Here is a 26,621-nt window from a genome sequence, read left to right on the forward strand (position 1 = left end):
CTCTCGAAGAAAGAGATCATCCGCTGCCTCAAACGGCTCGTCGCACGCGAGATCTACACCGCCCTCACCACTTGACATCCATAGGAGCATCCTGTCGGAGTGGGGGCGGATGCTGTCACACGACCTCCCTGCAGAGCCTCAGGAAGCCCGGTGCAGGCCCTGCGCCACCGCGCGCATGATCAGGTCCTGCACGTCGGGCCAGCGCTCGATCACCTGCACGTAGGTCACCCGGATGACGTGGTGACCGAGCAGCATGAGCGCCGCGTCGTGGGCGACGTCCTCGGCGCGCTGCAAGCCGACGTGATGCCCACCGTCGATCTGCACGACCAGCCGGTCGCCGATGAGGAAATCCGCCCGATGCCCGTGAATCCAGATCTGCGATCGGATGGGAAGCCGGAGCCAACGCAGCCGCGTGCGGAAGATCGTCTCCAGCCCCGAATCTGCGAAGGGGGTCGCCTCCTCGAGGAGTCCTCGAACGGATCCCGCCAACGGCAGGCGGGCGAGTTCGGCCTTGTCGACGAGTTGGAGGTTGAGCGCGGACTCCCACACGGCGAGCGCGCTCTCATGCGGCTGACACCGCGCGACGATGAGCAGCGTGTTCAGGATGCTGTCCTCCAGCGTTCCCGGTGCGCGCGGCTCGACCGGCCGAGCCCAGTGCACGGTCGCCTTCTGGTTCTGCAGCTTCAGCCTCGACGCGCTCGGTGGCGCACCGACGTGCGGGCCGTCCTCGGCGAGGACCCACAGCCCTAAACGCTTCGCCCGCGTGATGCACGTGAGCACCACGCCCGCCCGCGCCGCCGCCATGAGGTGGGGATCAGCGTCCGGAACTGCGACCCATCCCCGCCGCGGCCTGGTGACGAGGCCCGCGGCCATCGCGCACTCGATCGTGTAGCCGCTGACCCCTGCCTTCATGAGCGCCGCCCTGAGCGCGACGCCGCCACGTACCTGCAGCTCCACCATGAGATCCGCCATCCCTGCATGCTCACGGCTCCGCCACGCCCCACACCGCCGTACTGAGTGCGATCAGAACAACTCGCGTGCGCAGCATCCGTCCCCTCCCCTGGGGAGGAGCCTCGACAGGTCAACCGGGGTTCTGCATGAGCCGATCCCCGGATCGCATCCTGCGCAAGACCGGTTGACCTGTCGAAGAGGACGGATGCTGCGCACCAGCGCCCCCGCAGCAGGGTTGTCAGCAGCCGTATCTGCACGCCCCAGCTGGTCTCGCCGTGGTCAGCACCCGGCTCGACAGGTCAACCGGGGTTCTGCAGGAGCCGATCCTCGGATCGCATCCTGCGCAAGCCCGGTTGACCTGTCGAAGAGGAGGACGGATGCTGCGACGTGAGCAATCCGGGGCGTCACGAGGTGTCACGCGGGCGGGGCGGCGGTGCGGGCCTCTCTAGAATCGACGCATGGCACACGTCCTCCTGCCCCGTGAGATCCTGCCCACCGACGGACGCTTCGGCTGCGGCCCGTCGAAGATCGCGCCCGCGCACATCGAAGCGCTCGCGGGCCCCGGGTCGGCGCTTCTGGGCACCTCGCACCGCCAGGCCCCGGTCAAGGACCTCGTCGGCCAGGTGCGTGCCGAGCTGAGCCAGCTGTTCCGCCTGCCGCAGGGGTATGAGGTCATCCTGGGCAACGGAGGGTCGACGGCGTTCTGGGATGCCGCAGCCTTCGGCCTCATCGAGCAGCGCAGCCAGAACCTCGTGTTCGGCGAGTTCGGCGGCAAGTTCGCCGCCGCGGCGAAGACCCCGTGGCTCGAGGCTCCCGACGTCCGCACGGTCGACGCGGGCACGAGCACCGTCGCCGAGGCCGTCGACGGTGTCGACGTGTACGCGTGGCCGCACAACGAGACCTCGACCGGCGTCGCCACGCAGATCCGTCGCGTTCATGGCGATGTGGGCGCGCTGACCGTCATCGACGCGACCAGTGCCGCGGGCGGGATCGACTTCTCGGTGCACGAGGCCGACGTCTACTACTTCGCGCCGCAGAAGAACCTCGGCTCGGACGGCGGACTGTGGTTCGCGCTCGTGTCGCCGGCCGCCATCGAGCGCATCGAGCGCATCGCGGCGTCAGGCCGCTACATCCCCGAGTTCCTGAGCCTCAAGAACGCGCTCGACAACTCGCGTCTCAACCAGACCCTGAACACCCCGGCGCTGTCGACGCTGTTCCTCCTCGACAAGCAGCTCGACTGGATCCTCTCCTCGGGCGGCCTGCAGTGGGCCGACTCCCGCACGCGCGAGTCGTCGCAGGCGCTCTACGACTGGGCCGAGGCATCCGAGTTCGCGACGCCCTTCGTCGCCGACGCGGCCGACCGCTCCCCCGTGGTCGTCACGATCGACTTCAACGAGTCGGTGGATGCTGCGGCCGTGGCGAAGAGCCTCCGCGCCAACGGCATCGTCGACACCGAGCCGTATCGCAAGCTCGGACGCAACCAGCTGCGTATCGCGACGTTCGTGTCGATCGACCCGGACGACGTGCGTCAGCTCATCCGCTGCATCGACTACACGGTCGAGCGGCTGGGCTGAGCCTGTTCGTCGGCCCCGTCCACCAGCGGTGACGGGGTCGGCGACAGCACGGCCGACACGATCGCCTCGATGGCGAACTCCGACGCGCGCGCGAGCTCCACGGCGGTCGGGTCGAGCAGCCACTGCACCTGCAGGCCGTCCATGACGGCGAGGATGCTCGTCGACGCGTCGGCGATGGTGTCGGGGGCAGTGATACCTCGTTCGGCGCACACGACCTCGAACGCGTGGGCGACCTCCGACCGCAGCGTCCGGTAGCGCTTCTCGAAGAAGGCGCGGCCCGGGTGGTCGTCGGTCACGGACTCCGCTGAGAGCACCGCGTACGCCTGGACGATCCCCGCACGGTGCTCGTTGACGAACGCCGTGCGAACGAGGTGACGGAACAGCGGCATCCCGTCGGGGATGTGCTGTTCCTCCAAATCGGCCACGTCGGTCTCGTCGCGGTGCTGGAGGACTTCGATGAGGAGCTGGTCCTTCGACCCGAAGTGATGCAGGATCCCCGCGTGGGTCATGCCGACCTGGTCGGCGATCTCCTGCAGCGTGCCCCCCGCGAACCCCTTGCTGCCGAAGATCTCGACCGCGGCGTCGAGGATGTCGCGCCTGCGGGCGAGTGTCTCTGGCCGCGAACGCGGCTGCCGACGCTGTGCCGTCATCGGTCGACGCCCCCTTCTTCGTCGGCGGATCGGATGGGTCTTCGCCGGCGCCTGTGAGTCTACGCACGACCTGCCCGCACGCACCGGAACACCTTACTTGCAAAGTTACTTACTTGATTGTAAGTTGATCCGGCAATCACCCTGACGCCGTCGTCATTCCCCCGGGATACACGATGTCGTGCACATATCTAGGAGAAGCAATGAGGCTCAGAACATCCCTCGCCGCCATCGGTGTCGCCGCGGCGCTGGTGCTCACCGGCTGCGCGGGCGGCGGCGGCAACGACGCCGACTCCGCCGGAGCGGCGCTCACCATCGCGAAGCCCGACGGCGCCATCACCACGGAGTCGAACAACCCCTACCTCGGCGACTCGTCGGCCTCGAAGTACGGCTACGGCAAGGTCATCTTCGAGTCGCTCGCCCTCGTGAACCCGACCGGCGACCTGGGAACCACCCCCTGGCTCGCGGAGTCCGTGGAGTGGAACGACGACTACACGCAGCTCACCGCCGTCGCGCGCGGCGGTGTGAAGTGGAGCGACGGCGAGGACTTCACGGCGGACGACATCGCCTTCTCGTACAACCAGGTGCTCGACGGCAAGCTCAACGACACCAACGCGCTCGACCTGAAGAGCGTCGCCGTCGACGGCGACACCGTCACCATCGACTTCAACAGCTCGAAGTACACGCAGCAGGCGCGCGTGCTCCACTTCCAGATCGTGCCCGAGCACATCTGGAAGGACATCAAGGATCCGAACACCGACCCCGTCACCGGTGAGGGCCAGGCTGTCGGCACCGGCCCGTACGTGCTCGACTCGTGGACGACCGAGTCGGTCACCCTCGCCGCGAACCCCGAGTACTGGGGCGGCGAGCTGTCCGTGCCCGAGCTGCACTACGTCTCGTACGGCGACAACGCGGCCCTCACGACCGCCCTCGCCACGGGCGAGGCCGACTGGGCACAGGCGTTCATCCCGCAGATCGAGGACAGCTACCTGTCGGCCGATCCCGACAACAAGTTCCTCGCGTCGCCCACGGCGGGCGCGGGCACGCTGTTCATGAACCTGCAGACCAAGCCGTTCAACGACCCGGCCCTCCGCCAGGCGCTGGCGTGGACGATCGACCGCCAGGCCTACGTCGACATCGCACGCGAGGGCGCGAGCGAGGCGATCTGGAGCGTGACCGGTCTCGGCAGCCTGCTCGAGGACGAGATCATCCCCGAGTACGCCGGCCAGAACTACGAGGTCGACATCGACAAGGCTCGCCAGATCCTGACCGACGCCGGCTACACGTGGGACGGCGAGACCCTCGTCGACCCCGACGGCGAGGACGTCACGTTCTCGATCTCGGTCCCCGCGGGCTGGAGCGACTGGAACACCGAGCAGGCGCTCCTCGCCGAGGAGCTCAAGGAAGGCCTCGGCATCGAGGTCAAGGTCGACCAGCCGGACTGGGGCGGCTGGGATGCCGCACGCCAGGAGGGCACCTTCCAGGCGATCATCCACTGGCTCGAAGACACCGGCAACGCGTACGGCCTGTACACGTCGGCGATGGACCCGAAGTGGATCGTCGACGGCAAGGCGGCCTTCAACTTCGGACGCTTCGACGACCCCGAGGTCACCGCGGCGCTGAACACCTACGCGAACGCGTCGTCCGACGCCGACCGTGAGGCCGCCATCGCGGTGATCGAGAAGGCGTTCGTCGAGAACGTGCCCGTCATCCCGCTGGGTGCGCACCCGCTCCTGGGCGAGTTCAACACCCGCAACTACGTCGGATGGCCGTCTGCGGACGACCAGTACGCCTCGGCGGACCCGACGCAGCCGGCGATCGTGCAGATCCTGACCAAGCTGCAGCCCGCCGAATGACGCACCGCGGCGGGGCGGATGCGCACGCATCCGCCCCGCCGCCACGTCGCCCTCACGAAAGCGAACCAGCACCGATGAGCGATCCGCTGCTCTCCGTCCACGACTTCTCGATCGTCTACGACGTCGATCCCCCCGTGCGGGCGGTCAAGAACGTCACCCTCGAACTCCAGCGCGGTGAGATCCTCGGACTCGCCGGCGAGAGCGGGTGCGGCAAGACCACCCTCGCCTACGGCGTCCAGCGCCTTCTCAAGCCCCCGGCCGTGATCACGAGCGGATCCGTCGTGTTCCACGACGCGAGCGGCGAGGACGTCGACATCAACGGCCTCGAGGCCGAGGAGATGCGCCGCTTCCGCTGGGACAAGATCTCGATGGTCTTCCAGGGCGCGATGAACTCGCTGAACCCGGTCGCCACCATCGGGTCCCAGCTCGAGGACGTCTTCGAGGTGCACCGCCCGGACCTCACGCGCTCGCAGCGGCGCGCCGAGGTCGTCGAGCTCCTCGAGATCGTCAAGGTCGGCGCGCAGCGCTACCGCTCGTACCCGCACGAGCTGTCGGGCGGCATGCGCCAGCGCGTCATGATCGCCATGGCTCTCGCGCTCCGCCCGCAGCTGATGGTGATGGACGAGCCCACGACCGCACTCGACGTGCTCGTGCAGCGCGAGATCCTGCGGCAGATCTCCCACCTGCGCCACGAGTTCGGCTTCTCGGTCATCTTCATCACCCATGACCTGCCGCTACTGCTCGAGATCAGCGACCGCATCGCGATCATGCGCGAAGGGGAGATCGTCGAGCTCGACACCGCCGAGCGGGTCTGGACCGATCCGAAGGACGAGTACACCCGGACGCTCCTGGCCTCGTTCCCCAGACTCACCGGAGAGAGAGGGGTGGTCCACCGATGACCGTCCTCGAATTCGACGCCGTCACCAAGGTGTACTCGGTGCGCGGTGCCGGCCAGATGAAGGCCCTCGACGACGTGAGCTTCACGCTCCGCTCAGGCCAGACCATCGGCCTGGTCGGCCAGTCCGGCAGCGGCAAGTCGACCATCGCCAAGATCCTCACCCAGCTCGAGACGCCGACCAGCGGCGAGGTGCGCCTCGACGGCCAGCCGATCCCCCGCCGCGGCAAGGACCTGCGCGCCTATCGCCAGCAGCTGCGCATGGTCTTCCAGGATCCGTTCGCGTCGCTCAACCCGTACCACACCATCCGGTACGCCATCCAGCGGCCGCTCGAGCTCGACAAGGTCGTGCCGAAGGATCAGCTCGACGACGAGGTGCGCCGTCTCCTCGGCCGGGTCCGCCTCGATGCCGACGCCGTCATCGACCGCCGGCCGCACGAGCTGTCCGGCGGGCAGCGTCAGCGCGTCGCGATCGCCCGCGCGCTGGCGTCCCGCCCGCAGCTGCTCGTAGCCGACGAGCCGGTCTCGATGCTCGACGTGTCGATCCGCCTCGGCGTGCTCAACCTGCTCGCCGACCTGCAGCGCGAACACGGTCTGGGCGTGCTCTACATCACGCACGACCTCGCCACCGCACGCCACTTCAGCGACGAGATCCTCGTGCTCAACCAGGGGCGCGTCGTCGAGCGGGGTCCCGCCGACGACGTGATCCTCAACCCCCAGAACCCCTACACCCAAGAGCTGCGCGCGGCGTCCCCCGATCCCGACACCTACTTCGCGCACGCAGCCGGCATCCTCGGAGGTGAGAAGTGAGCGCCGTCGCCCCCCAGCTCCCGGCCCCGGACTTCGACGCGATCGAGGCGGGCACGAGCGCGACCGGCGCGGTCAAGGGCCGCGCGCGCATCCCCTGGCGGTTCCTCGGCAATCGCGCCCTGTTCTACCTGTTCACGCTGTGGGCGGCCATCACGATCAACTTCTTCCTGCCGCGCCTGATGAAGGGCGACGCGGTGACCGCGTACCTCGCCCGCAACCGCAACGTGACGCCTGAGGCGGCCGACGCGCTGCGCGCTCTGCTCGGGCTCGACACCGACGCCTCCCTGTGGCAGCAGTACGTCGACTACTGGGCGCACCTCCTGCGCGGCGACCTCGGCATCTCGCTGCTGCACGGCATGCGGCCGGTGACCGAGGTGGTCGGCCAGTCCCTGATCTGGACCGTCGCCCTTGTCGGCTTCGCGACGCTCATCGCGTTCGCGGTCGGCACCATCGGCGGCGCGATCGTCGGCTGGCGCCGCGGCAGCCGGCTCGACGTCCTGATCCCGATCACCACCTTCTTCAGCACCATCCCCTACTTCTGGCTGGGCCTGCTGGCGATCTCGATCTTCTCGGTCGCGCTCGGGTGGTTCCCGATCGGCAAGGCCTACGGCGTCGGCGTGGCGCCGGAGTGGTCGTGGGAGTTCATCGGCGACGTGATCCACCACGGCTTCCTCCCCGCGGCGACGATCGTCATCGCCTCGCTCGGCGGCTGGATGCTGGGCATGCGCAACATGATGCTCACCGTGCTCGACGAGGACTACGTCACCGTCGCGCAGGCCAAGGGCATGCCGAACGACCGGGTGCTCTGGCGCTACGCGGCGCGCAACGCCGTGCTCCCCCAGATCCAGAGCTTCGCGCTGGCCCTCGGCTTCATCGTCGGCGGCACGATCGTGATGGAGGTGGTGTTCAGCTACCCCGGCGTCGGCAAGCTCCTGCTCGACGCCACCAACGCCAAGGACTACGCCCTCATGCAGGGGGTGTTCCTCGTGATCACGATCTCCGTGCTCCTGGCGAACCTCCTCGCGGACGTCGCCTACGCGTTCCTCGACCCGCGCACGCGCCAGACGGAGGCCTGAGCATGAACACGATCGTCAACGACACGACGGCGCAGCGCCCGGCGAACACGCCCGCGACGGCCACCGTGCGCAGCGCAGCCCACGCAGGCAAGGCGCCCAAGAAGCCCGGCTTCTGGTCGAAGCTGGGCGCCGCGTTCGCGATGTTCCGCAACAAGAAGTCCATCACGGGACTGTCGATCCTCGGCTTCTTCGTGCTCGTCGCGATCTTCGCCGACGTGCTGGCCCCCTACTCCCCCACGAAGGTCGACAACACGGCACGCTTCCAGCCGCCGTCGGCGGAGCACTGGCTGGGCACCACGCACATCGGCGAGGACGTGCTGAGCCAGGTGATCCACGGCACGCGGGGCGTCATCGTCGTGGGGTTCCTCGCGGCGATCATCGCCACGGTGATCGCGATCATCGTCGGCGTCCTGTCGGGCTATCTCCGCGGATGGCGCAGCGAGGGTCTGTCGGCTCTCACGAACGTCTTCCTCGTGATCCCCGGCATCCCGCTGATCATCATCGTGGCGTCGATGTTCGAGGATCCGCCCCTCATCCTCATCGCCGCAGTGCTGGGGCTCATCGGGTGGGCGTGGGGTGCGCGCGTGCTGCGCGCCCAGACGATGTCGCTGCGCAGCCGCGACTTCGTGCAGGCCGCCCGGGCCAACGGCGAACCGCTGCGGCGGATCATCACGGTCGAGATGCTCCCGAACCTGATGGCGCTCATCGCCGCGAGCTTCGTGGGCACCGTGACCGCGGCCATCATCGGCCTCACGACGCTGTCGTACATCGGCATCATCCCGGTGACGACCTACAACTGGGGCACGATCCTCAACTGGGCGAGCGCGCAGGGCGCGTTCCGCCAGGGACAGTGGTGGTGGTTCCTGCCCCCGGGCCTGTGCATCGCCGCGATCGGCGTGGCGCTCTCGCTGATCAACTTCGGCATCGACGAGTACGTCAACCCGCGCCTGCGGTCCGCCGGCGAGCGCGCCCGCGCCATGAAGAAGAAGGGCATGAACGTGAACGACACCGTCACCGCCGTGCGCACCGACCTGAAGACGCAGGAGAACGCGTGACCACCGCGACCATTCCGGACTACCTCGACCCCTCACTCCCGGTCGCCGACCGCATCGCGGATCTCCTCGGCCGCATGACGGTCGAGGAGAAGATCGGCCAGATGCTGCAGCTCGATGCGCGCGACGACCTCGAGGACCAGGTCGTGCGCATGCACGCGGGCTCGATCCTGCACGCATCGCCCGAGAAGGTGCTCCGCGCCCGCGAGCTGACCCTGCAGACCCGCCTCCAGATCCCGCTGCTCGTCGGCGAGGACTGCATCCACGGCCACTCCTTCTGGGAGGGCGCCACGATCTACCCGACCCAGCTGGGCATGGCCGCGACGTGGGATGCCGATCTCGCCGAGCGCGTCGCGCGTGCGACCGCCGTCGAGGTCTCGGCCACCGGCATCCACTGGACGTTCTCGCCGGTGCTGTGCATCACGCGCGACCTCCGCTGGGGCCGCGTCGACGAGACCTTCGGCGAGGACCCGTTCCTCATCGGCGAGCTCGCCTCGGCGATGGTGCGCGGCTACCAGGGCGGCGGCCTCGACGACCCCACGGCGATCCTCGCGACGGCGAAGCACTTCGCCGGGTACTCCGAGACGCAGGGCGGCCGCGACGCGAGCGAGGCCGACATCTCGCGCCGCAAGCTCCGTTCGTGGTTCCTGCCCCCGTTCGAGCGGGTGGCGAAGGAGGGATGCCGCACCTTCATGCTCGGCTATCAGACCACCGACGGCGTGCCGATCACGGTCAACGACTGGCTGCTGAACGACGTGCTGCGCGGCGAGTGGGGCTACACCGGCACCCTCATCACCGACTGGGACAACGTCGGGCGCATGGTGTGGGAGCAGAAAGTGCAGCCCGACTACGCCCACGCCGCCGCGGCGGCCGTGCTGGCGGGCAACGACATGATCATGACGACGCCCGGCTTCTTCCAGGGCGCCCAGGACGCGCTCGCGCAGGGACTCATGACCGAGGAGGCGCTCGACCGCGCCGTCGCGCGCATCCTGCTGCTGAAGTTCGAGTTCGGCCTCTTCGAAGACCCGCGCCTGCCCGACCGCGAGCGCATCGCCACCGCGGTCGGCTCCGCCGACCACACGGCGCTCAACCTCGAGGTCGCGCGGCGCTCACTGGTGCTGCTCGCCAACGACGGCACGCTCCCGCTCGCCGGCGGGCTCGGCGCCGACGACTCCGGGCGGGCGATCCCCGCAGCATCCGGGTCCCGTCGTGTCGCCGTGGTCGGCCCGCTCGCCGACGACGCGCAGACGCAGCTGGGCGACTGGGCCGGCTCGTCGGGGCAGGTCGACTGGATCCCCGACGGCCACCCGCGCGAGATGATCTCGACGGTGCTCGATGGGCTGCGCGCACACGCCCCTGCGGACTGGGAGATCACGCACGCCCGCGGCGCCGACATCCTCACGCTCGAGGAGGACCCCGAGGGCGCGTTCTTCCCCGACGGCCAGCCCCGGCCCCAGGTGGTCGTGCCGAGCGCACCCGACGCGGACCTCATCGCCGAAGCGGTGGCAGCCGCCGAGCGCGCGGACTACGTCGTCGCCGTCGTCGGCGACCGCATCGAGCTGGTGGGCGAGGGCCGCTCGACGGCGACGCTCGAGCTCGTCGGCGGGCAGCTCGCGCTGCTCGAGGCGCTGGCGGCGACCGGCACCCCGCTGGTGGTCGTGCTGCTGGCTTCGAAGCCGCACGTGCTCCCGAAGACGGTGATGGATGCTGCCGCGCTGGTGTGGGCGGCCAACCCCGGCATGCGCGGGGGCCAGGCCGTGGCCGAGCTGCTGCTCGGACTGATCGAACCGAGCGGACGTCTGCCGCTGTCGTTCGCGCGCCACGCGGGCCAGCTGCCGATCTACTACAACCAGATCCGCGGCCAGCACGGCGACCGCTACGCCGACCTCACGCAGAGTCCCGCCTTCGCGTTCGGCGAGGGCCTGTCGTACACGACGGTCGAGTACTCGGGGCTGCGCGTCGTCGAGACCGCTCTGGGCAGCGACGACACGGTGCGCGCCCTGGTCGAACTGCACAACACCGGCGACCGGCCCGCGCACGAGATCGTGCAGGTGTACGTGCGCGACAGCGTGACCTCGGTCAGCTGGGCCGACAAGGAGCTCAAGGCCTACCGCCACGTCGACCTGCAGCCGGGCGAGACGGCGACGGTCGAGCTGTCGCTCCCCGTCGCGGAGTGCACGATCGTGGATGCTGCGGGCCGCCGCCTCGTAGAAGCCGGCGAGTTCGAGCTGCTCGTGGGGCCCTCGTCCCGCGACGATGTGCTTCTCAGTGCCCGCTTCCACGTCGCCGACGCGTCAGCGCCGTCGGCGGCCGCCCCCGCGAACGTGGTCGAGCGGCGCTGAGGGAAACGCGAAAGGGTGGAGCCCCCCGCGCTGCGGGCGGCGGGAATCCACCCTTTCGTCGTGTCCGGACGAGGTCAGGCGCCTTCGGGGTCGAAGTCCTCGTCGTCGGAGTCGTCGTCCTCGTCGGAGTCGTCGTCCTCGTCGGAGTCGTCGTCCTCGTCGGAGTCGTCGTCCTCGTCGGAATCGTCCTCGTCGTCGTCGAAGCCGTCTTCGTCGAAGTCGTCCTCGTCGTCCGACTCGTCGTCGTCGAAGTCGTCATCGCCCGAGCCGTCGTCGTCCGCGTCATCGTCGTCGAAGTCGTCGTCCGACTCGTCGTCGTCATCCGACTCGTCGTGCTCGTCCTCGGCCGAGGCATCGGCGAGCTCGTCGATGTCGACACCGTCGACGTCGCCGGCGTGGAGGATGGGCGAGCCGTCCTCGTCGAAGTCGGACGCGTCGAGGTCGTCGACGTCTTCGAGCTCCTCGTGGTCGTCATCCTCGTGGTCGTCGTCCTCGTCGTCGTCCGCGTGAGCGGCCTCCGCGAGCGCGGCCTGGGCGGCGTGGTAGTCGGCGAGGCGCACGGCCCACGGCACCCAGTCCGGAGCGAGCAGCGCGCCGTCACCGGGGAGCAGCTCGACCTCGAGCACGGTGGGATCGGCGTCGTCCACGCGCGCGAGGCTGACGGTCCAGAACCAGCCGGGGTAGCCCGCGAGGCGATTCGCGAAGCGCAGCGAGACGACGCCGTCGGCTTCGACGCGGTAGCCCGCGGGGTCGCCGATCGTGGCCTCGGGCGTGATCTCGCGGAGTGCTGCGAGCGCCAGGTCGTGCGCGGCCAGCAGCTGCGGGTCGGGGTCGACGGGCACGACGACCTCGACAACCTCGACGACCTCAGCGGTCTCCGAAGCGTCGTCGGCGCCGTCGGCCGGCGCACCGCCGATGGCCTCCGCCTCGACCTCGACCACTGCGACCTCGACCACTTCGACGACGTCGACGACCTCAGCCGTCTCCGCACCGTCGTCGGCGCCGTCCACCGCCGCTTCGACCTCGGTCGCCTCGAGCTCGACGGACGGTGCTTCTTCCGCCACGGCGGGGGCAGCATCCGTCACCGCTTCGTCCGAAGCCGGGTCGGCGTCGATGACGACGTCGACGACGGGGTCGGTCTGGTCAGGCGTCGAGTTCATCGGCGACCTTGCGCAGGACCGCGGCGACCTTCTTGGCGTGCGCGCCGCTGGGGTAGCGGCCGTGGCGGAGGTCTCCGCCGATGCCGTCCAGGAGCTTCACGAGGTCCTCGATGATGATCGCCATGTCGTCGGCGGGCTTGCGGGAGCGCTTGGCGAGGCTCACCGGAGCCTCGAGGACGCGCACGGACAGGGCCTGCGGACCGCGCTTGCCGTCGGCGATGCCGTACTCGAGGCGGGTCCCCGCCTTGGGCGCGGGCGTGCCGGGCGGAAGGGCAGTGGCGTGCAGGAAGACGTCCTGACCGTCTTCGGAGGAGATGAAGCCGAACCCCTTCTCCTCGTCGTAGAACCTGACCTTGCCGGTGGGCATCGAAACCTCGCTGGATCGGCGCCCGCGACGCGTCGCGGGCGATAAAGAGCATGACGAAAGCGGGGTCGTACAACCCCGCCTCCCAGCCTAACGGCATGGCGTCCGCCGAGACCCCACGGTGAAGCATCCATCCGGCCCGATCTCAGGGGCGTCCCTTCGCACCGCGGCGGTGACGTCAGCGAGTAGGCTGGTGCGGATGAGCACGAACCCCTCCGGCGACGTCCCCGTCCGCCGCATCGACCGCGTCCTGGCCTTCATGTCGCTGGGCCTGCTCGTGCTCTCGATCGTGAGCTTCTTCGCGATCATGATCGCATCGGCCTCCGGGGCCGACATGAGCACAGGCATCTGGCCGATCGTCGGCGTGCTGGTGTACATCGCCCCCATCGTCGCGTTCGCGCTGCTGCTCGCAGTCCTCATCATGAGCTTCGTGCGGAGGGCCCGGGCGAACCGAGGGGGCTGACCCGGTTGGCCTCCGACGCGCGCGCCCTTGCGACGCGGCTCGCCGAGCTCGGTGACGCCGCGCTCGCCACGACGCTCGCTGCGCGCGGGGTCTCGCCACAGGCGGCCTGGCACGACTTCTTCGACGCCGCCGAGGGCCTCCTCGACCCCGCGTCCGTCGACCGGGCACTGACCCGCCTCGACCGCCACGACCTTCTCGCCCTCGACCTCAGCGAAGCCGGCGTCGACGGCGAACCCGCGCGGCTCGCCCTCACCGATGCCGACGGCTCGCCGTACACGGCCGTCTCGGAACGTGTGGCGGCGGCGGCCGCCGCCGCGCCGCACGCCTTCACCGCGGCACCGGAGCCGGTCGCGCCGGTCGCCGCCGACGCGCGCGTCGCCGCGGCCGCCGCGGAGCGCGCGTTCACCACCGCGGGCTCGCTCGCCGACGTCCTCCTCCTGTGCTCGCACACGCCGCTCGCGCGCACCGGCGCGGGACCGGTGAGCGCCGTGGACCGGCGCCGGCTGCTGGATGCCGGCGCCCTCGAGTTCGCGGACGACCTCGAAGATCTGCTCGCCTCGGCGGCAGGTGCGGGCCTTGCGACGGCGTTTGAACGCGAGTGGACCGTCACCGACGCCGGCGAGCGCTGGCTGAAGGCGCCGACCGCGGATCGCTGGGAGGCGATCGCCGAGGGCTTCCGCACGAGCCTTCCTCGGGGGCTGCGCACGTCATCGCACGGCTTCCTGACACCGGACGCATGGCCCGGCATGTACCCGCTCGACCCCGAGTGGCCCGCCCGGGCTGAGCGGCTGCACCGCATCGGCGTGCGCTGGGGGCTGTTCAGCTCGGACCGCTCCCCTGCCGAGTTCCCCTGGACGGCTGCCCTTCGGGCGGGAGAGCGAGCGGATGCCGCCACAATGGCGCCGTACCTTCCCACCGAGATCGACCGGGTCTACCTGCAGGCCGACCTGACCGCGATCGCGCCGGGTCCCCTCGCGCCCGCCCTCGATCTGCGCCTGCGGTCGATCGCGCTGCGGGAGTCGCGTGCGCAGGCGTCGACGTACCGCTTCACCGCGGACTCGATCGGCGCGGGCATGACCGAGGGCGAGACAGCCGAGTCGATGCGCGACTTCCTCGCGGGCCTGTCGCTCACCGGCATCCCGCAGCCGCTGGCCTACCTCATCGAGAGCACGGCGAGCCGGCACGGCCTGGTGCGCGTGCGCGCCGACGGCGCCACCGGGCGCACCCGCGTCGAGAGCTCCGACGCGGGCCTGCTCGACGCGATCACGGTCGACCAGGCGCTGCGGCCCCTGGGTCTGCTCGTGCTCGAGGGCGACGACGCGCTCTCGTCCCGCGTGGCGCGCGACGCGGTGTACTGGACCCTCGCCGATGCCCGCTACCCCGTCGTCGCGCTCGACGCCCGCGGGGTTCCCGAGTCGATCCACCGGCGCACCACCGCGACCGCATCCAAGCCGGCCGGGACTGCGCAGGAGACGTACGCGCGCCTCATCGCCACCCTCCGCGGCGGGCACGGCACGCAGGGCGAGTCCGGCTGGCTCGAACGCGAGCTGGAGCAGGCGGTGCGCGCCCGCGCCGAGATCGTCGTGGTCGTGCGCATGCCCGACGGCTCCGAGCGCTCCTTCACCCTCGAGGCGGCCGGCCTCGGCGGCGGGCGCCTCCGCGGCCGCGACCGCGCCGCCGACATCGAACGGACGCTCCCCGTGTCGAGCATCGTGAGCGTCCACGCGGCCTGAGCCCGCAGCATCCACCCGCCGTCCGCGACGGTAGACTGGTACGTTATGGCTGACGGCCCCCTCATCGTCCAGAGCGACCGCACCGTGCTCCTCGAGGTCGCGCACCCCGATGCCGAGAGCGCGCGGCACGAACTCGCGATCTTCGCCGAGCTCGAGCGCGCCCCCGAGCACATCCACACGTACCGCATCACGCGGCTCGGGCTGTGGAACGCACGCGCCGCCGGCCACGACGCCGAAGACATGCTGGCGACCCTCGACCGCTGGTCGCGCTTCCCCGTGCCCCCGTCGGTGTCGATCGACATCGCCGAGACCGTGGGCCGGTACGGCCGTCTCGTCATCGAGCGCAACGAGGACGGCGAGCTGATCCTCAGGTCCACGGATGCCGCGGTCCTCGCCGAGGTGTCGAAGAACAAGCGCATCCAGCCGCTGCTGCTCGGGCACCCCTCCCCCGACTCGTACGTCATCGACGCGTGGGCGCGCGGCCAGATCAAGCAGGAGCTGCTGAAGATCGGCTGGCCCGCCGAGGACCTCGCCGGCTACACGCCGGGGACGCCGCACCCGATCGACCTCGCGGAGGACGGCTGGCACCTGCGGCCGTACCAGCGACAGGCCGTCGACATCTTCACGCAGGGCGGATCCGGCGTCGTCGTGCTCCCCTGTGGCGCAGGAAAGACACTCGTCGGCGCTGCCGCGATGGCCGACACCAAGACCACGACGCTCATCCTCGTGACCAACACCGTCAGCGCCCGTCAGTGGCGCGACGAGCTCCTCAAGCGCACGTCGCTCACGCCCGAGGAGATCGGCGAGTACTCCGGCCAGACCAAGGAGATCAAGCCGGTCACGATCGCGACGTACCAGATCCTCACCGCGAAGCGGAAGGGACAGTACGCCCACCTCGCCCTGCTCGACGCCCTCGACTGGGGCCTCATCGTGTACGACGAGGTCCACCTCCTCCCCGCGCCCGTCTTCAAGCTGACGGCCGACCTGCAGGCGCGGCGCCGCCTCGGCCTCACCGCCACCCTCGTGCGCGAAGACGGCCGCGAGGGCGACGTGTTCAGCCTCATCGGCCCCAAGCGGTTCGACGCTCCGTGGAAGGAGATCGAGGCGCAGGGCTTCATCTCGCCCGCCGTCTGCTACGAGGTGCGCGTCGACCTGCCCGCCGGCGACCGCCTCGAGTACGCGGCGGCAGCCGACGACGAGCGCTACCGCCTGGCCGCAACCGCACCCGCGAAGATCGGGGTCGTCCGCGACCTCGTCGCGCGCCACGAGGGCGAGCGCATCCTGATCATCGGCCAGTACCTCGACCAGATCGACGTCCTCGCCGAAGCGCTCAACGCTCCGAAGATCACCGGCCAGACCCCGATCGACGAACGAGAAGAGCTGTACCAGGCGTTCCGCGTCGGCGAGATCTCCGTGCTCGTGGTGTCGAAGGTCGCGAACTTCTCGATCGATCTGCCCGAGGCATCCGTCGCCATCCAGGTGTCGGGCTCGTTCGGCTCGCGCCAGGAGGAGGCCCAGCGCCTCGGGCGCCTGCTGCGGCCGAAGCAGTCGAACCACACCGCGAGCTTCTACACGCTCATCGCGCGCGACACCGTCGACCAGGACTTCGCGCAGAACCGCCAGCGCTTCCTCGCCGAGCAGGGCTACGCGTACACGATCCTGGACGCGCACTCGCTCGCGGCCTGAGCCGCACAAGAGGAGAGCCCGGCGCTGAGTCAGCGCCGGGCTCTCCTGTGGTCGGGTTACGGAGCCCCGTTGATGCGGGTCAGCGCCGCCGGCGTGTACGGGCTGTGCGCCGTCAGGTACGCGGAGAACGCGTCGATGTCCAGCCCGCCGTAGTACACGTTCTGCGCCTGCAGGAACGTCGGGAAGCCGTCCCCGCCACCGGCGAGGAAGTTGTTCGTCACGACGCGGTAGGTCGTCGTGTCGACGAGCGGCTGCCCGTTGAGCGTGACGGCCCCGAGCGTGGTGCCCGAGTAGGTGTACGAGAAGCCGTCACTGACCTGGAGGATCTTTCTGTTGGAGCCCGTGTTCGGGGCGGTCCACTGCTCATTCAGGATCTGCTTGATCTGCGCGCCGGTGAGGTCGAGCGAGACCAGGTAGTTGTTGAACGGCTGGACCGTGAACGCCTCGGCGAAGGTGATCGAGCCATCCGGCTCACCGTAGGGCGAGCTCGGAGACGCGAACGGCAGATCCGCGCGGATCCCGCCCGGGTTCATCAGTGCGATGACAGGGGCGGAGTACGGTCCGACGACACTCGGATCGGCCAGCTGCGCGTCGGCGATCAGATCACCCAGCGGGGACTCGCCGGCCGCATTCGCCGTCCTCGTCACGGTCGTCGAGATCTGACCGACCACCTTGCTCGCGATGGGTGCCACGAGCTCCTGGTACTTCGTGATCAGCGCCGTCTCGGTCGGATCCTTGGGCACGTTGCGGGTGACCAGCATGTTCGCGCTCGTGATCGAGGTGCGCACGATGTCCTGGGTCCGCTTGTCGTACGTCAGGTTCGTCTCGGTGTACAGGCGGCCGAACGACGAGGCCGACGTGACCAGACGATCGTTGCCCGCGGGGTCCTTGATGTTGCACACGTACGGCTGGTGCGTGTGTCCCGAGACGATCAGGTCGATCGCGGGGTCGAGGTTCTGCGCGATCGGGATGATCGGGCTGTCGGCCGCGATCTCGGCGCCGTTGCCGCACGCCGCGTTGTATGCGGCGCTCGACGGCGGCGTCCCGCCCTGGTGGATGAGCACCACGATCGCGTTCACGCCCTTCGCCTTGAGCACGGGGACGAGCGCGTTCGCCGTCTCGACCTCGTCCTTGAAGTCGAGGCCCGCGATGCCGGAGGCGGTCACGATGTCGGGGGTGTCCTCGAGCGTCATGCCGATGAAGCCGATCTTGGCGCCCTTGATGTTCTTGATCGCGTAGGCGGGGAGGATCGTGTTGTTCGTGCCTTCGTACACGACGTTCGCGGCGAGGTAGTCGAAGTCCGCACCGGCGAAGCTGCCCGTCGGGCACGAGTTCTGGTTGTTCTCGCCGTCGCCGTCATCGAGGCATCCGCCGTTCGCCATGCGCTGCAGCTCGACGTAGCCCTCGTCGAACTCGTGGTTGCCGACGGCCGAGACGTCGAGGTGGAGCGCATTGAGCGCCTCGATCGACGGCTCGTCGTGGAAGGCACCGGACAGCAGCGGAGATGCGCCGATCAGGTCGCCCGCAGCGACGGTGAGCGAGTACCGGTGACCCTCGCGCGCCTGCGCGAGGTGCGTCGCCAGGTACTCGACACCGCCGACCCCGGGAGGAGTGAGGCTGTCCGTCGTGCCACCTCCCGGAAGGTTGAGCCGGCCACTCGACCCTGCGGGGGCCTCGAGGTTGCCGTGGAAGTCGTTGAACGACAGCAGCTGGATGTCCAGCGTCGGACCGTTCGGCGTGTTGCCGCCGTTGTTGGGCCCCTTGGGCGGGGCCGCCGACGCGGTTCCCGATCCGACCAGGGCGAGCGCGACCGCGGTGGCGGCGATGACCGCGCCTCCCGCGAGCCGGGCCGTCGATGTCTTGCGCATGTGCACAGAACCCTCCCGTTTTCTGGCGGGCGGCTCTGCCCACCGAGATGCACGCGTCCTCGTGGGCGCGATCACGAGAAACCTAATACAGCCCCTGCGGATGCGACAGGGGCGATCGGCGAACTTCATGAAACCGGAACGATGAGGCGAAGACGAGGGCTACTACTTCTGCAGTAGGAGATGTTGCGCCTAGGGTCGTGGACATGGCATCCACCCGCGATCGCGCGCTCGACGCGGCGCTCGAGCTCGTGGGCGAGCAGGGCATCCGGGCGCTGACCCACGCCAGGGTCGACGAGCGCGCCGGCCTGCCGAAGGGGTCGACCTCGAACTGGTTCCGCACCCGTGACGCGCTCGTCGCCGGCGTCGTGGCCTGGCTCGCCGAAACCGAGCGAGCCGAGTTCGCGGCGACCGAAGCGCCTCCGGTCGAGACGCCCGAGCAGCTCGTCGAGGCGCTCAGCAGCATGATCGCATTTCAGACCGGGCCACGTGCTTCGCGCACGAGAGCCCGCTACGCGCTCTTCCTCGAGGGTGCGGGCGACCCCGACCTGCTGGAACCGCTTCTCACTCAGCGCCGGATCTTCGTCGAGTGGACGACCGCACTTCTGGCGCGCATCGGGGCTCGTTCGCCCGATGAAGCGGTCCGCGCGCTCATGGCCGCCGGCGATGGGCTGGTGCTCCATCGTGTGACCGTGGACCCGGCCGCCGAGATCCGGCCTGTCATCGAACGCGCGGTCCGCACGGCAATGGACTGATCGCGGGTACCGGCGTTCAGCGCCCGGCGAGGAACGACTCGATGCGGTCGAACCCGCCCGGCCACACGACGGCTTCGAAGAAGTCGCGTACGTCGACGCTCGGGAAGCCGGTCTGCTCGACTGTCATCAGCGTGCCCCACACCGTCGGCTCGAGCGTGATGTCGACCCGCGAGTGCAGTGTCGGCATCGGCTGTCCGCCTCTCGCTGACGCGGAGACCAGGTCGGTGACGAGGCGATGCGGACGATCGATCACGAGGTACGTCTGCACGTCGTGAACCTCGGTCAGGTGATCCGGATGGAAGCGGGACTCCCAGGCGCCCCCGACGCGCAGGTCGACGGTCGTCTCGACGGCGCCGGCACCCGGCGGCGAGAGCCAGACCTTCTGCTTCTCGGGATTCACGAGCGCGTCGAAGACGGCCTCTTCGGTGGCGTGCAGTTCACGTCGCAGCTGAAAACGCAGCTCTTCGCGCGATTCGGTGAGGCTCATGATGACTCTCCTCTCCTCTTGAGTGAGCGTCATACTACGCTTATAGTATCCCGGGCACTAGGTATGTAGTAAAGCGGGGACTCACTCGTGCGAGTACCGCAGGAAGACGAAACCCTCGTCGTCGGTCACGACACCCTCGAGGGCGAACCGCCGGTCCGCCTCGGCGGCGGCCTGCACGATGCGCCCGGCCTGCCCGCCGACGAACCGCGGCGCGAGCGTGACGCACACCTCATCGACGAGGTCGGCCTCCAGCAATGCTCCGAAGAGGTGCGGGCCGCCCTCGCAGAGCACCTGCGTCCACCCGCGCCGCGCGAACGCGTCGAGCATCGCGACGAGATCGACGTCGGCCTTCCCGCACGCCATCACCGATGCCACCGACTCGAAGCGCCCGCCGTCTGCGGCGGCCGCGGCATCCGTCGTCACGATCACCGGGCGCCGCACCGCCTCGGCGAAGACCGTGTCGGCCGGATCGAGATGCAGGCCGCCGCTCACCACGGCGAGCGCGGGCTGGTCGTCGAGCCCGCGGGCGCGGCGCCACTCGACGTCCTCCTGATCGACCTTCAGCCCGCCGTAGCCTTCGGCACGCACGGTGCCGGCACCGACCAGCACGACGTCGGCCATCGCGCGCAGCACCTGCATGAGCTCGCGGTCGGTGTCGCCGCCGAGCGCGCCGCTGCGTCCATCGAGGGTGACGGCTCCGTCGGCACTCGAGACGAAGTTCATGCGCACACGCGTGCCGTCGCGGCCGCGGAGCGCGTAGGCGTCGAAGAGCTCGGAGCGCGTGGGCATCAGTCGTTCCCCTCGGGTCGGGTGTTGTGCAGCTCGTAGGCGGGCCGCCGCCAGCCGAGGATCGCCTCCACCATGCGCATTGCATCGACGGTCTCGCGCACGTTGTGGGCACGCACGATGCGCGCGCCGTTCAGCGCGCAGAACACGGCAGCGGCCAGGGACCCGGGAAGGCGGTCCCCCTTCTCGCGGTCGAGCGCTTCGCCGACGAAGTCCTTGTTCGAGAGCGCCACCAGGAGCGGCGCGCCGAGCCCGGCGAGCTCGCCCAGTCGCCGCGTGAGCTCCAGGGTCTGCCGCGTGTTCTTGTTGAGGTCATGGCCGGGGTCGAGCACGATGCGCGAGTCGGGAACGCCGTGCTCCCGCGCCAGCCCGCGGCGCGCGACGAGGAACTCGGCGATGTCGCCGATCACGTCGTCGTAGTGCGGGAGCGGATGCTGCGTGCGCGGCGCCGCGAGACTGTGGGCGATCACCACCCCGGCGCCGCCTCGTGCGACCACCTCGGCCATCGCCGGATCATGCAGGCCGGTCGTGTCGTTGATGATCGCGGCGCCCGCCTCGATCGCCGCCCGCGCGACCTCGGGGTGGAACGTGTCGACGCTGACGCGCGCGACCGGCGCCAGCTCGCGCACGACGGGCACGACGCGCGCGATCTCCTCGTCGACCGGGACCGGCGGACCGGGCGCGAACTTCACCCCTCCCACGTCCACGATCTCGGCGCCGGCCTCCACGGCGGCGAAGCCCGCCGACACCGCGGCGTCGAGTGCGAACGTCGCCCCGCGGTCGTAGAAGGAGTCCGGCGTGCGGTTCACGATCGCCATCACCGCGATGTGTCGCGACAGGTCGAGCGCACCGCCCGGCAGGTCGAGCACCGGAGCGAGCAGGGCCGAGGCGGTGTCGGGGGCGAGCGTCACGGGATCAGGTCCTCCAGCGGCACATCGGGGTCACGAAGACGGTCGGGGTCGATCCGCGCACCGGAGCGGATGAGGTCCTGCACCTTGTCGTTCACGTCCCACACGTTGACGTTCATGCCCGCGACGATACGGCCGTCATCCGTCCAGAAGGCGATGAACTCGCGCGCGCCGAGATCGCCGCGCACCACGACCTCGGCATCCGCCATCAGGGGCGCGTACCCCGACAGCTCCATGCCGAGGTCGTACTGGTCGGTGTAGAAGTACGGGATGTCGTCGAAGGATGCCGGCCGCCCGAGCATCGACCGCGCCACGACCTTGCCGGCGTTCAGCGCATTCGCCCAGTGCTCGCTGCGCAGATGCCGCTGCAGCACCGGGTGGAAGGCGTTGGCGATGTCCCCTGCGGCGTACACGTCGGCCGCGCTCGTGCGCAGCGCCTCGTCGGTCAGGACCCCGTTCAGGATGTCGAGCCCCGCCTCCTCGGCGAGCGCCGTGTTCGGGGACGCCCCGACGCCGACGAGCACGAGGTCTGCGGGAAGGGTCTCGCCGTCGACGACGACACCCTCCGCGCGCCCGTCGCCGACGATGCGATCCACGCCGACCGACGTGCGCAGGTCGACACCGTGCTCGAGATGGAGCGCGCGGAAGACCTCCCCCATCTCGGCGCCGAGGGCCATCGCGAGCGGCACCGCGTCGCGCTCGAGGATCGCGACCTCGTTGCCGAAGCCGCGGGCCGTCGCGGCGACCTCCATGCCGATCCAGCCCGCGCCGATCACCACGAGCCGTTTGCCGCCTTCGCGGAGCTGCGCCCTGAGCTCGTCGGAATCGTCCAGGCGCCGCAGCGTCGTGACTCCGGGCAGATCGTGTCCTGGCAGCGGGATCATCCGCGGTGTCGCGCCCGTCGCGAGCAGCACCGCGTCGTACGTCAGCCTCTCGCCGTCCTCGAGCTCGACCGCGTGCGCGGCGGGCTCGAGCGAGGTGACGGCGACACCGGTGATCAGGCGGATCCCGCGCTCCTCGTACCACTCGGCGGGATGCAGGATGACGGCATCCAGTCCTTCGCCGCCCGCGAGATACCCCTTCGAGAGCGGGGGTCGCTGGTACGGCGGATGCGCCTCGGCGGCGACGACGGTGATGTCGCCGTCGAACCCCTCGTCCCGCAGTGCCTCGGCGGCCGTTCCGCCGGCGAGACCTCCCCCGATGATCAGCATGTGGCTCATGACGACTCCTCTCGCCCGTGTCGGCGCGTCAGACGGGGCGCGCTCCGATGAATCGCGTCTGCAGCGCCAGGTCGGTGGCGAGCGCGCCGCGGAAAGCCGTGGTCGTGGTGAGGGCGGTCTCGGTGCGGACCCCTCGCGTCGACATGCACAGATGCTCCGCCTCGACGACGACGCCGACCCCGCGGGGCTCCAGCGCGGTCTCGAGCGTGCGCGCGATCTGCACAGTCAGCGCTTCCTGCACCTGCAGCCCGCGTGCGTGGTGAGCGACGACGCGCGCGAGCTTCGAGAGCCCCACCAGGCGATCGCCGGGCACATAGCCCACGGTGGCGGTGCCGCGGAACGGCAGCAGATGATGCCGGCAGAGCGACACGAACGGGATGCCGCGCACGACGACCGGCTCGTCGTACGCGTCGTCGTTCGGGAAAGTGGTCATCTCGAACGGCTCGGGCGTGATCATCTCGATGAACGCGTCGGCGACGCGCCGGGGGGTCTCGACGAGGTCACCCTCGTCCGGATCGAAGCCGAGTGCCGCCAGCAGATCGCCGACGGCGACCATCGCCGCGTCACGATCGATCGGAGCCTCGTCGGGCAGGGCGTGCAGCGCCGTCGCGTGCGCCGGGGTCGACATCATCCCCACTCCTTCGTGTTGAGCACGATCGGCTCGTCTGACCCCGACGCTAGAACTCTCGGATTCTTTTGTCAAGATTCCTGGTTTTAGAGGTAGACTCACGCCGTGAGCATCCTCACCCCCAATCGCGCCGAGGCGGTCGCGGCACTCGCCGACCCGCAGCGCCGCGAGCTGTACCGCCTCGCGACCGAGCGTCCGATCGGCCGCGACGAGGCTGCGGCCGCGCTCGGGATGCCGCGGAGCACGGCGGCGGTGAACCTCGATCGGCTGGCGGAGGCCGGCCTCCTCACGGTCTCGTACGAGAGGCGGTCAGGTCGCACGGGCCCGGGCGCGGGGCGCCCGGCGAAGCTCTACCGTGCCGCCGACGCCGAGCTCGCCGCCACCATCCCGGAACGGCACTACGAGCTCGCCGGGGAGCTGCTCGCCGCCGCGGCGGCGGAGGCCGACGAGCGTGGGGTGCCGGTGCGCGATGCGCTCGACGCCGGGGCATTCGCCGCGGGCGCTGCGATCGGCGCCGGGTGCGCCGACCTCGAGGCGGCGCTGACCCTGTGCGGTTACGCGCCGCGCGCGAAGGACGCGCTCCCCGCCGACGGCGCGGAGGACGCGGCATCCACCGATCTGGTGCTCGAGAACTGCCCCTTCCACGCCCTCGCGACCCGGCACACCGCACTCATCTGCGGGGCGAACCTCGAGCTGGTGCGGGGCCTCACGACCGCCACCGGCGACGAACGGACGCCCGTCCTCGCGCCCACGGCGGGGCGTTGCTGCGTCGAGATCCGGGACAGCGCCCGCTGACGGATTCTCGGCCGCGTCGCCGGATATCCAGACGCCGCATCGGTTCCGCCGACATAATGAGGGCATGACCGCACCGCGCATCCTCGTCGTGGACGACGAACCGAACATCCGCGACCTGCTGATCACGAGCCTGCGATTCGCCGGATTCCAGGTACGGGCCGTCTCGAACGGCGCCCAGACGATCTCGGCGGTGCTCGAGGAGGAGCCGGATCTCATCATCCTCGACGTGATGCTGCCCGACATGAACGGGTTCAGCGTCACCAAGCGCCTCCGCGGTGCCGGCTACACCGCGCCGATCCTCTTCCTCACCGCCAAGGACGAGACCGAAGACAAGATCACCGGCCTCAACGCCGGCGGCGACGACTACGTCACCAAGCCCTTCAGCCTCGACGAGATCGTCGCCCGCATCCAGGCGATCCTGCGCCGCACGATGCAGGCCGACGAGGAGTCCGTGATCCGTGCCGGCGAGATCACGATGGACCAGGACACCCACGACGTGCAGGTGGGCGACGCCTCGATCGACCTCAGCCCCACCGAGTTCAAGCTCCTGCGCTACCTCATGCTCAACCCCAACCGCGTGCTGTCGAAGGCCCAGATCCTCGACCACGTCTGGGAGTACGACTTCAACGGCGACGCCGGCATCGTCGAGAGCTACATCTCGTACCTGCGCCGCAAGATCGACCCGCACTCGTCCGAGCCGCTCATCCAGACCAAGCGCGGCTTCGGCTACATGCTGAAGGCCGGCAAGACCGCTTAGCCTGGAAGCGCCGCCCGGCGCGGCAGCAAGCGAGGGGGACGATCTGGCGCACAAGCCCGACGCGATCACCCGGTGGTGGCGCGGCACGAGTCTGCGCGCGAAGGTCACCGGGGTAACCGTCGCGCTCCTCGGGATCGGACTCATCGCCGCCGGCGTCGGCACCGCGCTCTTCCTGCGCAACTCGCTGATCGACGGCGTCGAGACCCAGCTCGTCGCCCTCGCCCGCACCGAAGCGGGGGCTCCGCTGCTCGAGTTCTCCTCCGTCGATGGGCGCCTCGACGTGGAGAAGAAGGAGGGCACCGCCGACGTCGACTACTTCGTCGCCGTCTACGAGCCGACGACACCGCAGGACAACCTCCTCGCGCTGGTCGGCGGACGCGGCGGCCCATCGCCCGATGTGCCCCTCACGCTGACACCGGAGCAGGCGGTCACCAAGGAGCTGCAGATCACCCAGCTCATGTCGAAAGACGGCGAAGCGGAGTTCCTCGCCACCGTCTCGACCCAGCCGTCCGAGGACACCGGCATCCTCTACCCCCAACTCGTCGCCCTTCCCCTGGCGAGCGTCAACCGGACGATCGCGCAGTACATCGGCATCTACTCGATCCTCGCGCTCGTGGTCCTCATCGCCGGCGCCGTGGCGACGCGCTTCCTCGTCACCCTCACCTTCCGCAGCCTCGGCCAGGTCGAGTCGACCGCCGACGCCATCGCGGGCGGCGACTTCAGCCTGCGCATGACCGACATCGAGCCGACGACGACCGAGGTCGGCCGCCTCAAGACCGCGATCAACGCGATGCTCGACCGCGTCGACGCGGCGCTCTCGCAGCGCGACTCGACGGTGCGCCAGATGCGGCGGTTCGTCGGCGACGCGAGCCACGAGCTGCGCACCCCGCTGGTCACGGTGCGGGGCTACGCCGAGCTGTACCGCATGGGGGCCATCCGCGGCGACGAAGACATCGCCCAGTCGATGGAGCGCATCGAGAAGGAGGCGATCCGCATGGGCGTCCTCGTCGAGGACCTGCTCGCGCTCGCCCGGCTCGACGAGCGCCGCGACGTCGTGATCGGCCCCGTCGACCTGCGCCCCATCGCCAGGGACGCCGCCCTCGACGTGCGCGCGGCCTCGCCGATGCGCCCGGTCACCGTCATCGACACCACGATCGGCGAGCCCGCGCTGCCGGCCGAGGACGAGGCATCCGTCCCGCCCGAGACGAAGCGCCGCGCCGGCGGGCCCTCCGCCATTTCGCGTGCAGGTGCGACGCTGTCGCTGCTGCGCCGCCGCCCGAAGCCGGTGCCCGCGGCGGGCGCCGCGGCGAGTGCGGCGCTGCCGACGATCCTTCCCGACGCCGAGCCGGAGCCGACAGCCGACGGACTCCTGCCCGTGGTGCTCGGCGACGAGAATCGCATCCGTCAGGTCGTGACGAACCTGCTGGGGAACGCGCGGCGGTACTCTTCGGACGAGTCCCCCGTCGAGCTGCGCATCGGCGTCGACGTGCGCGACCGCATGGGATGGATCGAGGTGATCGACCACGGCGAGGGCGTGCCCGACCAGATCAAGGACAAGATCTTCCAGCGCTTCTGGCGCGCCGACACGTCGCGCACACGTGAGACGGGCGGGTCAGGCCTGGGCCTGTCGATCGTCGCGTCGATCGTCGAGGCGCTGCACGGTTCGGTCGGTGTCGTCGACACGCCGGGCGGCGGTGCGACGTTCCGCGTGGCGTTCCCGCTCGCCGACGCGCGCGACGCGGCCGAGCACGTCGATCTCGCGACCCAGCCGATGGCGAGGCTCACCGACGCTTCCGAGTGAGCGTCTCCTC

Annotated in this window: 24 protein-coding genes; 14 read left to right on the plus strand and 10 right to left on the minus strand. The window is 70.0% G+C overall.

Annotated elements, in window-relative coordinates; all coding sequences use genetic code 11:
- Nucleotides 1-138: 138 nt before the first annotated feature.
- A complete protein-coding gene (locus tag ACFVSU_RS19765; RefSeq protein WP_387147017.1) occupies nucleotides 139-972 on the minus strand; it encodes an endonuclease domain-containing protein in 834 nt (277 codons plus the stop codon).
- A gap of 437 nt (nucleotides 973-1,409) precedes the next feature.
- Between ACFVSU_RS19765 and serC the strand changes: the two genes are divergently transcribed.
- Nucleotides 1,410-2,525 (plus strand): phosphoserine transaminase, encoded by a 1,116-nt coding sequence (gene serC, locus ACFVSU_RS19770; protein ID WP_387147020.1) that lies wholly within the window; start codon nucleotides 1,410-1,412, stop codon nucleotides 2,523-2,525.
- Here the strand turns inward: serC and ACFVSU_RS19775 are convergent.
- Nucleotides 2,501-3,175, minus strand: a complete 675-nt coding sequence (locus tag ACFVSU_RS19775; RefSeq protein ID WP_387147023.1) for a TetR/AcrR family transcriptional regulator — start codon at nucleotides 3,173-3,175, stop codon at nucleotides 2,501-2,503. The two genes, serC and ACFVSU_RS19775, sit on opposite strands and share 25 nt — an antisense overlap.
- A gap of 200 nt (nucleotides 3,176-3,375) precedes the next feature.
- Here ACFVSU_RS19775 and ACFVSU_RS19780 point away from each other — a divergent pair, with 200 nt between their 5' ends.
- From ACFVSU_RS19780 to ACFVSU_RS19805, 6 genes are all read left to right on the plus strand, one after another.
- On the plus strand, nucleotides 3,376-5,028 hold the full coding sequence (locus ACFVSU_RS19780; RefSeq protein ID WP_387147026.1) for an ABC transporter substrate-binding protein: 1,653 nt from the start codon (nucleotides 3,376-3,378) through the stop codon (nucleotides 5,026-5,028).
- Nucleotides 5,029-5,102: 74 nt separating this feature from the next.
- The gene (locus ACFVSU_RS19785; RefSeq protein WP_387147029.1) at nucleotides 5,103-5,927 is read left to right on the plus strand and encodes an ABC transporter ATP-binding protein; all 825 of its coding nucleotides are present in this window, start codon (nucleotides 5,103-5,105) and stop codon (nucleotides 5,925-5,927) included.
- On the plus strand, nucleotides 5,924-6,733 hold the full coding sequence (locus ACFVSU_RS19790; protein ID WP_387147031.1) for an ABC transporter ATP-binding protein: 810 nt from the start codon (nucleotides 5,924-5,926) through the stop codon (nucleotides 6,731-6,733). The genes ACFVSU_RS19785 and ACFVSU_RS19790 overlap by 4 nt, the downstream gene beginning before the upstream one ends.
- Nucleotides 6,730-7,809, plus strand: coding sequence for an ABC transporter permease (locus ACFVSU_RS19795; protein WP_375872522.1), 1,080 nt, complete (start codon nucleotides 6,730-6,732; stop codon nucleotides 7,807-7,809). The genes ACFVSU_RS19790 and ACFVSU_RS19795 overlap by 4 nt, the downstream gene beginning before the upstream one ends.
- Before the next feature lie 2 nt (nucleotides 7,810-7,811).
- Nucleotides 7,812-8,864 (plus strand): ABC transporter permease, encoded by a 1,053-nt coding sequence (locus ACFVSU_RS19800; protein ID WP_387147034.1) that lies wholly within the window; start codon nucleotides 7,812-7,814, stop codon nucleotides 8,862-8,864.
- Entirely contained in the window at nucleotides 8,861-11,203 is a 2,343-nt protein-coding gene (locus ACFVSU_RS19805) for a glycoside hydrolase family 3 N-terminal domain-containing protein (protein WP_387147038.1), read from the plus strand. The genes ACFVSU_RS19800 and ACFVSU_RS19805 overlap by 4 nt, the downstream gene beginning before the upstream one ends.
- 74 nt (nucleotides 11,204-11,277) lie before the next feature.
- Here ACFVSU_RS19805 and ACFVSU_RS19810 read toward each other — a convergent pair whose 3' ends face one another.
- Both ACFVSU_RS19810 and ACFVSU_RS19815 read right to left on the minus strand, forming a co-directional pair.
- On the minus strand, nucleotides 11,278-12,363 hold the full coding sequence (locus ACFVSU_RS19810) for a DUF3027 domain-containing protein (RefSeq protein ID WP_387147041.1): 1,086 nt from the start codon (nucleotides 12,361-12,363) through the stop codon (nucleotides 11,278-11,280).
- Nucleotides 12,347-12,730 (minus strand): cold-shock protein, encoded by a 384-nt coding sequence (locus tag ACFVSU_RS19815; protein WP_056369550.1) that lies wholly within the window; start codon nucleotides 12,728-12,730, stop codon nucleotides 12,347-12,349. Before ACFVSU_RS19815 ends, ACFVSU_RS19810 begins: the two co-directional genes overlap by 17 nt.
- Nucleotides 12,731-12,926: 196 nt before the next feature.
- Between ACFVSU_RS19815 and ACFVSU_RS19820 the strand changes: the two genes are divergently transcribed.
- Genes ACFVSU_RS19820 through ACFVSU_RS19830 form a run of 3 tightly spaced genes read left to right on the plus strand, consistent with a single transcriptional unit; the run spans nucleotide 12,927 to nucleotide 16,609 of the window.
- Nucleotides 12,927-13,190: a multidrug ABC transporter ATPase gene (locus ACFVSU_RS19820; RefSeq protein WP_310243592.1), complete on the plus strand. Its 264-nt coding sequence runs from the start codon at nucleotides 12,927-12,929 to the stop codon at nucleotides 13,188-13,190.
- A 5-nt stretch (nucleotides 13,191-13,195) separates the two neighbouring features.
- Nucleotides 13,196-14,923: a helicase-associated domain-containing protein gene (locus tag ACFVSU_RS19825; protein WP_387147045.1), complete on the plus strand. Its 1,728-nt coding sequence runs from the start codon at nucleotides 13,196-13,198 to the stop codon at nucleotides 14,921-14,923.
- Between the two features lie 45 nt (nucleotides 14,924-14,968).
- Complete coding sequence (locus ACFVSU_RS19830) at nucleotides 14,969-16,609, plus strand: DNA repair helicase XPB (RefSeq protein ID WP_387147048.1); 1,641 nt, start codon at nucleotides 14,969-14,971, stop codon at nucleotides 16,607-16,609.
- Nucleotides 16,610-16,665: 56 nt separating this feature from the next.
- Here the strand turns inward: ACFVSU_RS19830 and ACFVSU_RS19835 are convergent, their stop codons facing one another.
- Nucleotides 16,666-18,477 (minus strand): bifunctional metallophosphatase/5'-nucleotidase, encoded by a 1,812-nt coding sequence (locus ACFVSU_RS19835; protein WP_387147051.1) that lies wholly within the window; start codon nucleotides 18,475-18,477, stop codon nucleotides 16,666-16,668.
- Nucleotides 18,478-18,680: 203 nt separating this feature from the next.
- Between ACFVSU_RS19835 and ACFVSU_RS19840 the strand changes: the two genes are divergently transcribed.
- Complete coding sequence (locus ACFVSU_RS19840) at nucleotides 18,681-19,229, plus strand: TetR/AcrR family transcriptional regulator (protein ID WP_387147054.1); 549 nt, start codon at nucleotides 18,681-18,683, stop codon at nucleotides 19,227-19,229.
- 16 nt (nucleotides 19,230-19,245) lie between these two features.
- On the opposite strand, the gene ACFVSU_RS19845 is transcribed toward ACFVSU_RS19840, so the two are convergent.
- The 5 genes from ACFVSU_RS19845 to folE all read right to left on the minus strand — a co-directional run bounded on the left by ACFVSU_RS19845 (nucleotide 19,246) and on the right by folE (nucleotide 23,261).
- Nucleotides 19,246-19,716, minus strand: a complete 471-nt coding sequence (locus ACFVSU_RS19845; RefSeq protein WP_387147057.1) for an SRPBCC domain-containing protein — start codon at nucleotides 19,714-19,716, stop codon at nucleotides 19,246-19,248.
- Nucleotides 19,717-19,797: 81 nt separating this feature from the next.
- Nucleotides 19,798-20,505, minus strand: a complete 708-nt coding sequence (locus ACFVSU_RS19850) for a pyrimidine reductase family protein (RefSeq protein ID WP_387147060.1) — start codon at nucleotides 20,503-20,505, stop codon at nucleotides 19,798-19,800.
- A complete protein-coding gene (folP, locus tag ACFVSU_RS19855) occupies nucleotides 20,505-21,413 on the minus strand; it encodes a dihydropteroate synthase (protein ID WP_387147063.1) in 909 nt (302 codons plus the stop codon). The genes ACFVSU_RS19850 and folP overlap by 1 nt, the downstream gene beginning before the upstream one ends.
- On the minus strand, nucleotides 21,410-22,630 hold the full coding sequence (locus ACFVSU_RS19860) for an NAD(P)/FAD-dependent oxidoreductase (protein WP_387147066.1): 1,221 nt from the start codon (nucleotides 22,628-22,630) through the stop codon (nucleotides 21,410-21,412). Before ACFVSU_RS19860 ends, folP begins: the two co-directional genes overlap by 4 nt.
- A 28-nt stretch (nucleotides 22,631-22,658) precedes the next feature.
- Nucleotides 22,659-23,261 carry a GTP cyclohydrolase I gene (folE, locus tag ACFVSU_RS19865; RefSeq protein WP_387147069.1) on the minus strand — a complete coding sequence of 201 codons (603 nt, stop codon included), beginning with the start codon at nucleotides 23,259-23,261 and terminating at the stop codon, nucleotides 22,659-22,661.
- A gap of 102 nt (nucleotides 23,262-23,363) precedes the next feature.
- On the opposite strand from folE, the gene ACFVSU_RS19870 reads away from it, so the two are divergent.
- The 3 genes from ACFVSU_RS19870 to ACFVSU_RS19880 all read left to right on the plus strand — a co-directional run bounded on the left by ACFVSU_RS19870 (nucleotide 23,364) and on the right by ACFVSU_RS19880 (nucleotide 26,611).
- Nucleotides 23,364-24,053 (plus strand): helix-turn-helix transcriptional regulator, encoded by a 690-nt coding sequence (locus ACFVSU_RS19870; RefSeq protein WP_387147073.1) that lies wholly within the window; start codon nucleotides 23,364-23,366, stop codon nucleotides 24,051-24,053.
- A 64-nt stretch (nucleotides 24,054-24,117) separates the two neighbouring features.
- Nucleotides 24,118-24,810: a response regulator transcription factor gene (locus ACFVSU_RS19875; protein WP_045298162.1), complete on the plus strand. Its 693-nt coding sequence runs from the start codon at nucleotides 24,118-24,120 to the stop codon at nucleotides 24,808-24,810.
- A 133-nt stretch (nucleotides 24,811-24,943) separates the two neighbouring features.
- The gene (locus tag ACFVSU_RS19880; protein ID WP_387147390.1) at nucleotides 24,944-26,611 is read left to right on the plus strand and encodes a sensor histidine kinase; all 1,668 of its coding nucleotides are present in this window, start codon (nucleotides 24,944-24,946) and stop codon (nucleotides 26,609-26,611) included.
- Nucleotides 26,612-26,621 lie beyond the last annotated feature (10 nt).

The sequence above is a fragment of the Microbacterium sp. NPDC058062 genome (assembly GCF_042885375.1).
Classification (GTDB): Bacteria; Actinomycetota; Actinomycetes; order Actinomycetales; family Microbacteriaceae; genus Microbacterium; species Microbacterium trichothecenolyticum_C.

What these genes read in the sequence shown, in the direction of transcription:
- ACFVSU_RS19765 (WP_387147017.1), bottom strand. Translation starts at nt 972, where the DNA reads ATGGCGGATCTCATGGTGGAGCTGCAGGTACGTGGCGGCGTCGCGCTC.
- serC (WP_387147020.1), top strand. Translation starts at nt 1,410, where the DNA reads ATGGCACACGTCCTCCTGCCCCGTGAGATCCTGCCCACCGACGGACGC.
- ACFVSU_RS19775 (WP_387147023.1), bottom strand. Translation starts at nt 3,175, where the DNA reads ATGACGGCACAGCGTCGGCAGCCGCGTTCGCGGCCAGAGACACTCGCC.
- ACFVSU_RS19780 (WP_387147026.1), top strand. Translation starts at nt 3,376, where the DNA reads ATGAGGCTCAGAACATCCCTCGCCGCCATCGGTGTCGCCGCGGCGCTG.
- ACFVSU_RS19785 (WP_387147029.1), top strand. Translation starts at nt 5,103, where the DNA reads ATGAGCGATCCGCTGCTCTCCGTCCACGACTTCTCGATCGTCTACGAC.
- ACFVSU_RS19790 (WP_387147031.1), top strand. Translation starts at nt 5,924, where the DNA reads ATGACCGTCCTCGAATTCGACGCCGTCACCAAGGTGTACTCGGTGCGC.
- ACFVSU_RS19800 (WP_387147034.1), top strand. Translation starts at nt 7,812, where the DNA reads ATGAACACGATCGTCAACGACACGACGGCGCAGCGCCCGGCGAACACG.
- ACFVSU_RS19810 (WP_387147041.1), bottom strand. Translation starts at nt 12,363, where the DNA reads ATGAACTCGACGCCTGACCAGACCGACCCCGTCGTCGACGTCGTCATC.
- ACFVSU_RS19815 (WP_056369550.1), bottom strand. Translation starts at nt 12,730, where the DNA reads ATGCCCACCGGCAAGGTCAGGTTCTACGACGAGGAGAAGGGGTTCGGC.
- ACFVSU_RS19820 (WP_310243592.1), top strand. Translation starts at nt 12,927, where the DNA reads ATGAGCACGAACCCCTCCGGCGACGTCCCCGTCCGCCGCATCGACCGC.
- ACFVSU_RS19830 (WP_387147048.1), top strand. Translation starts at nt 14,969, where the DNA reads ATGGCTGACGGCCCCCTCATCGTCCAGAGCGACCGCACCGTGCTCCTC.
- ACFVSU_RS19835 (WP_387147051.1), bottom strand. Translation starts at nt 18,477, where the DNA reads ATGCGCAAGACATCGACGGCCCGGCTCGCGGGAGGCGCGGTCATCGCC.
- ACFVSU_RS19840 (WP_387147054.1), top strand. Translation starts at nt 18,681, where the DNA reads ATGGCATCCACCCGCGATCGCGCGCTCGACGCGGCGCTCGAGCTCGTG.
- ACFVSU_RS19845 (WP_387147057.1), bottom strand. Translation starts at nt 19,716, where the DNA reads ATGAGCCTCACCGAATCGCGCGAAGAGCTGCGTTTTCAGCTGCGACGT.
- ACFVSU_RS19850 (WP_387147060.1), bottom strand. Translation starts at nt 20,505, where the DNA reads ATGCCCACGCGCTCCGAGCTCTTCGACGCCTACGCGCTCCGCGGCCGC.
- ACFVSU_RS19860 (WP_387147066.1), bottom strand. Translation starts at nt 22,630, where the DNA reads ATGAGCCACATGCTGATCATCGGGGGAGGTCTCGCCGGCGGAACGGCC.
- folE (WP_387147069.1), bottom strand. Translation starts at nt 23,261, where the DNA reads ATGATGTCGACCCCGGCGCACGCGACGGCGCTGCACGCCCTGCCCGAC.
- ACFVSU_RS19875 (WP_045298162.1), top strand. Translation starts at nt 24,118, where the DNA reads ATGACCGCACCGCGCATCCTCGTCGTGGACGACGAACCGAACATCCGC.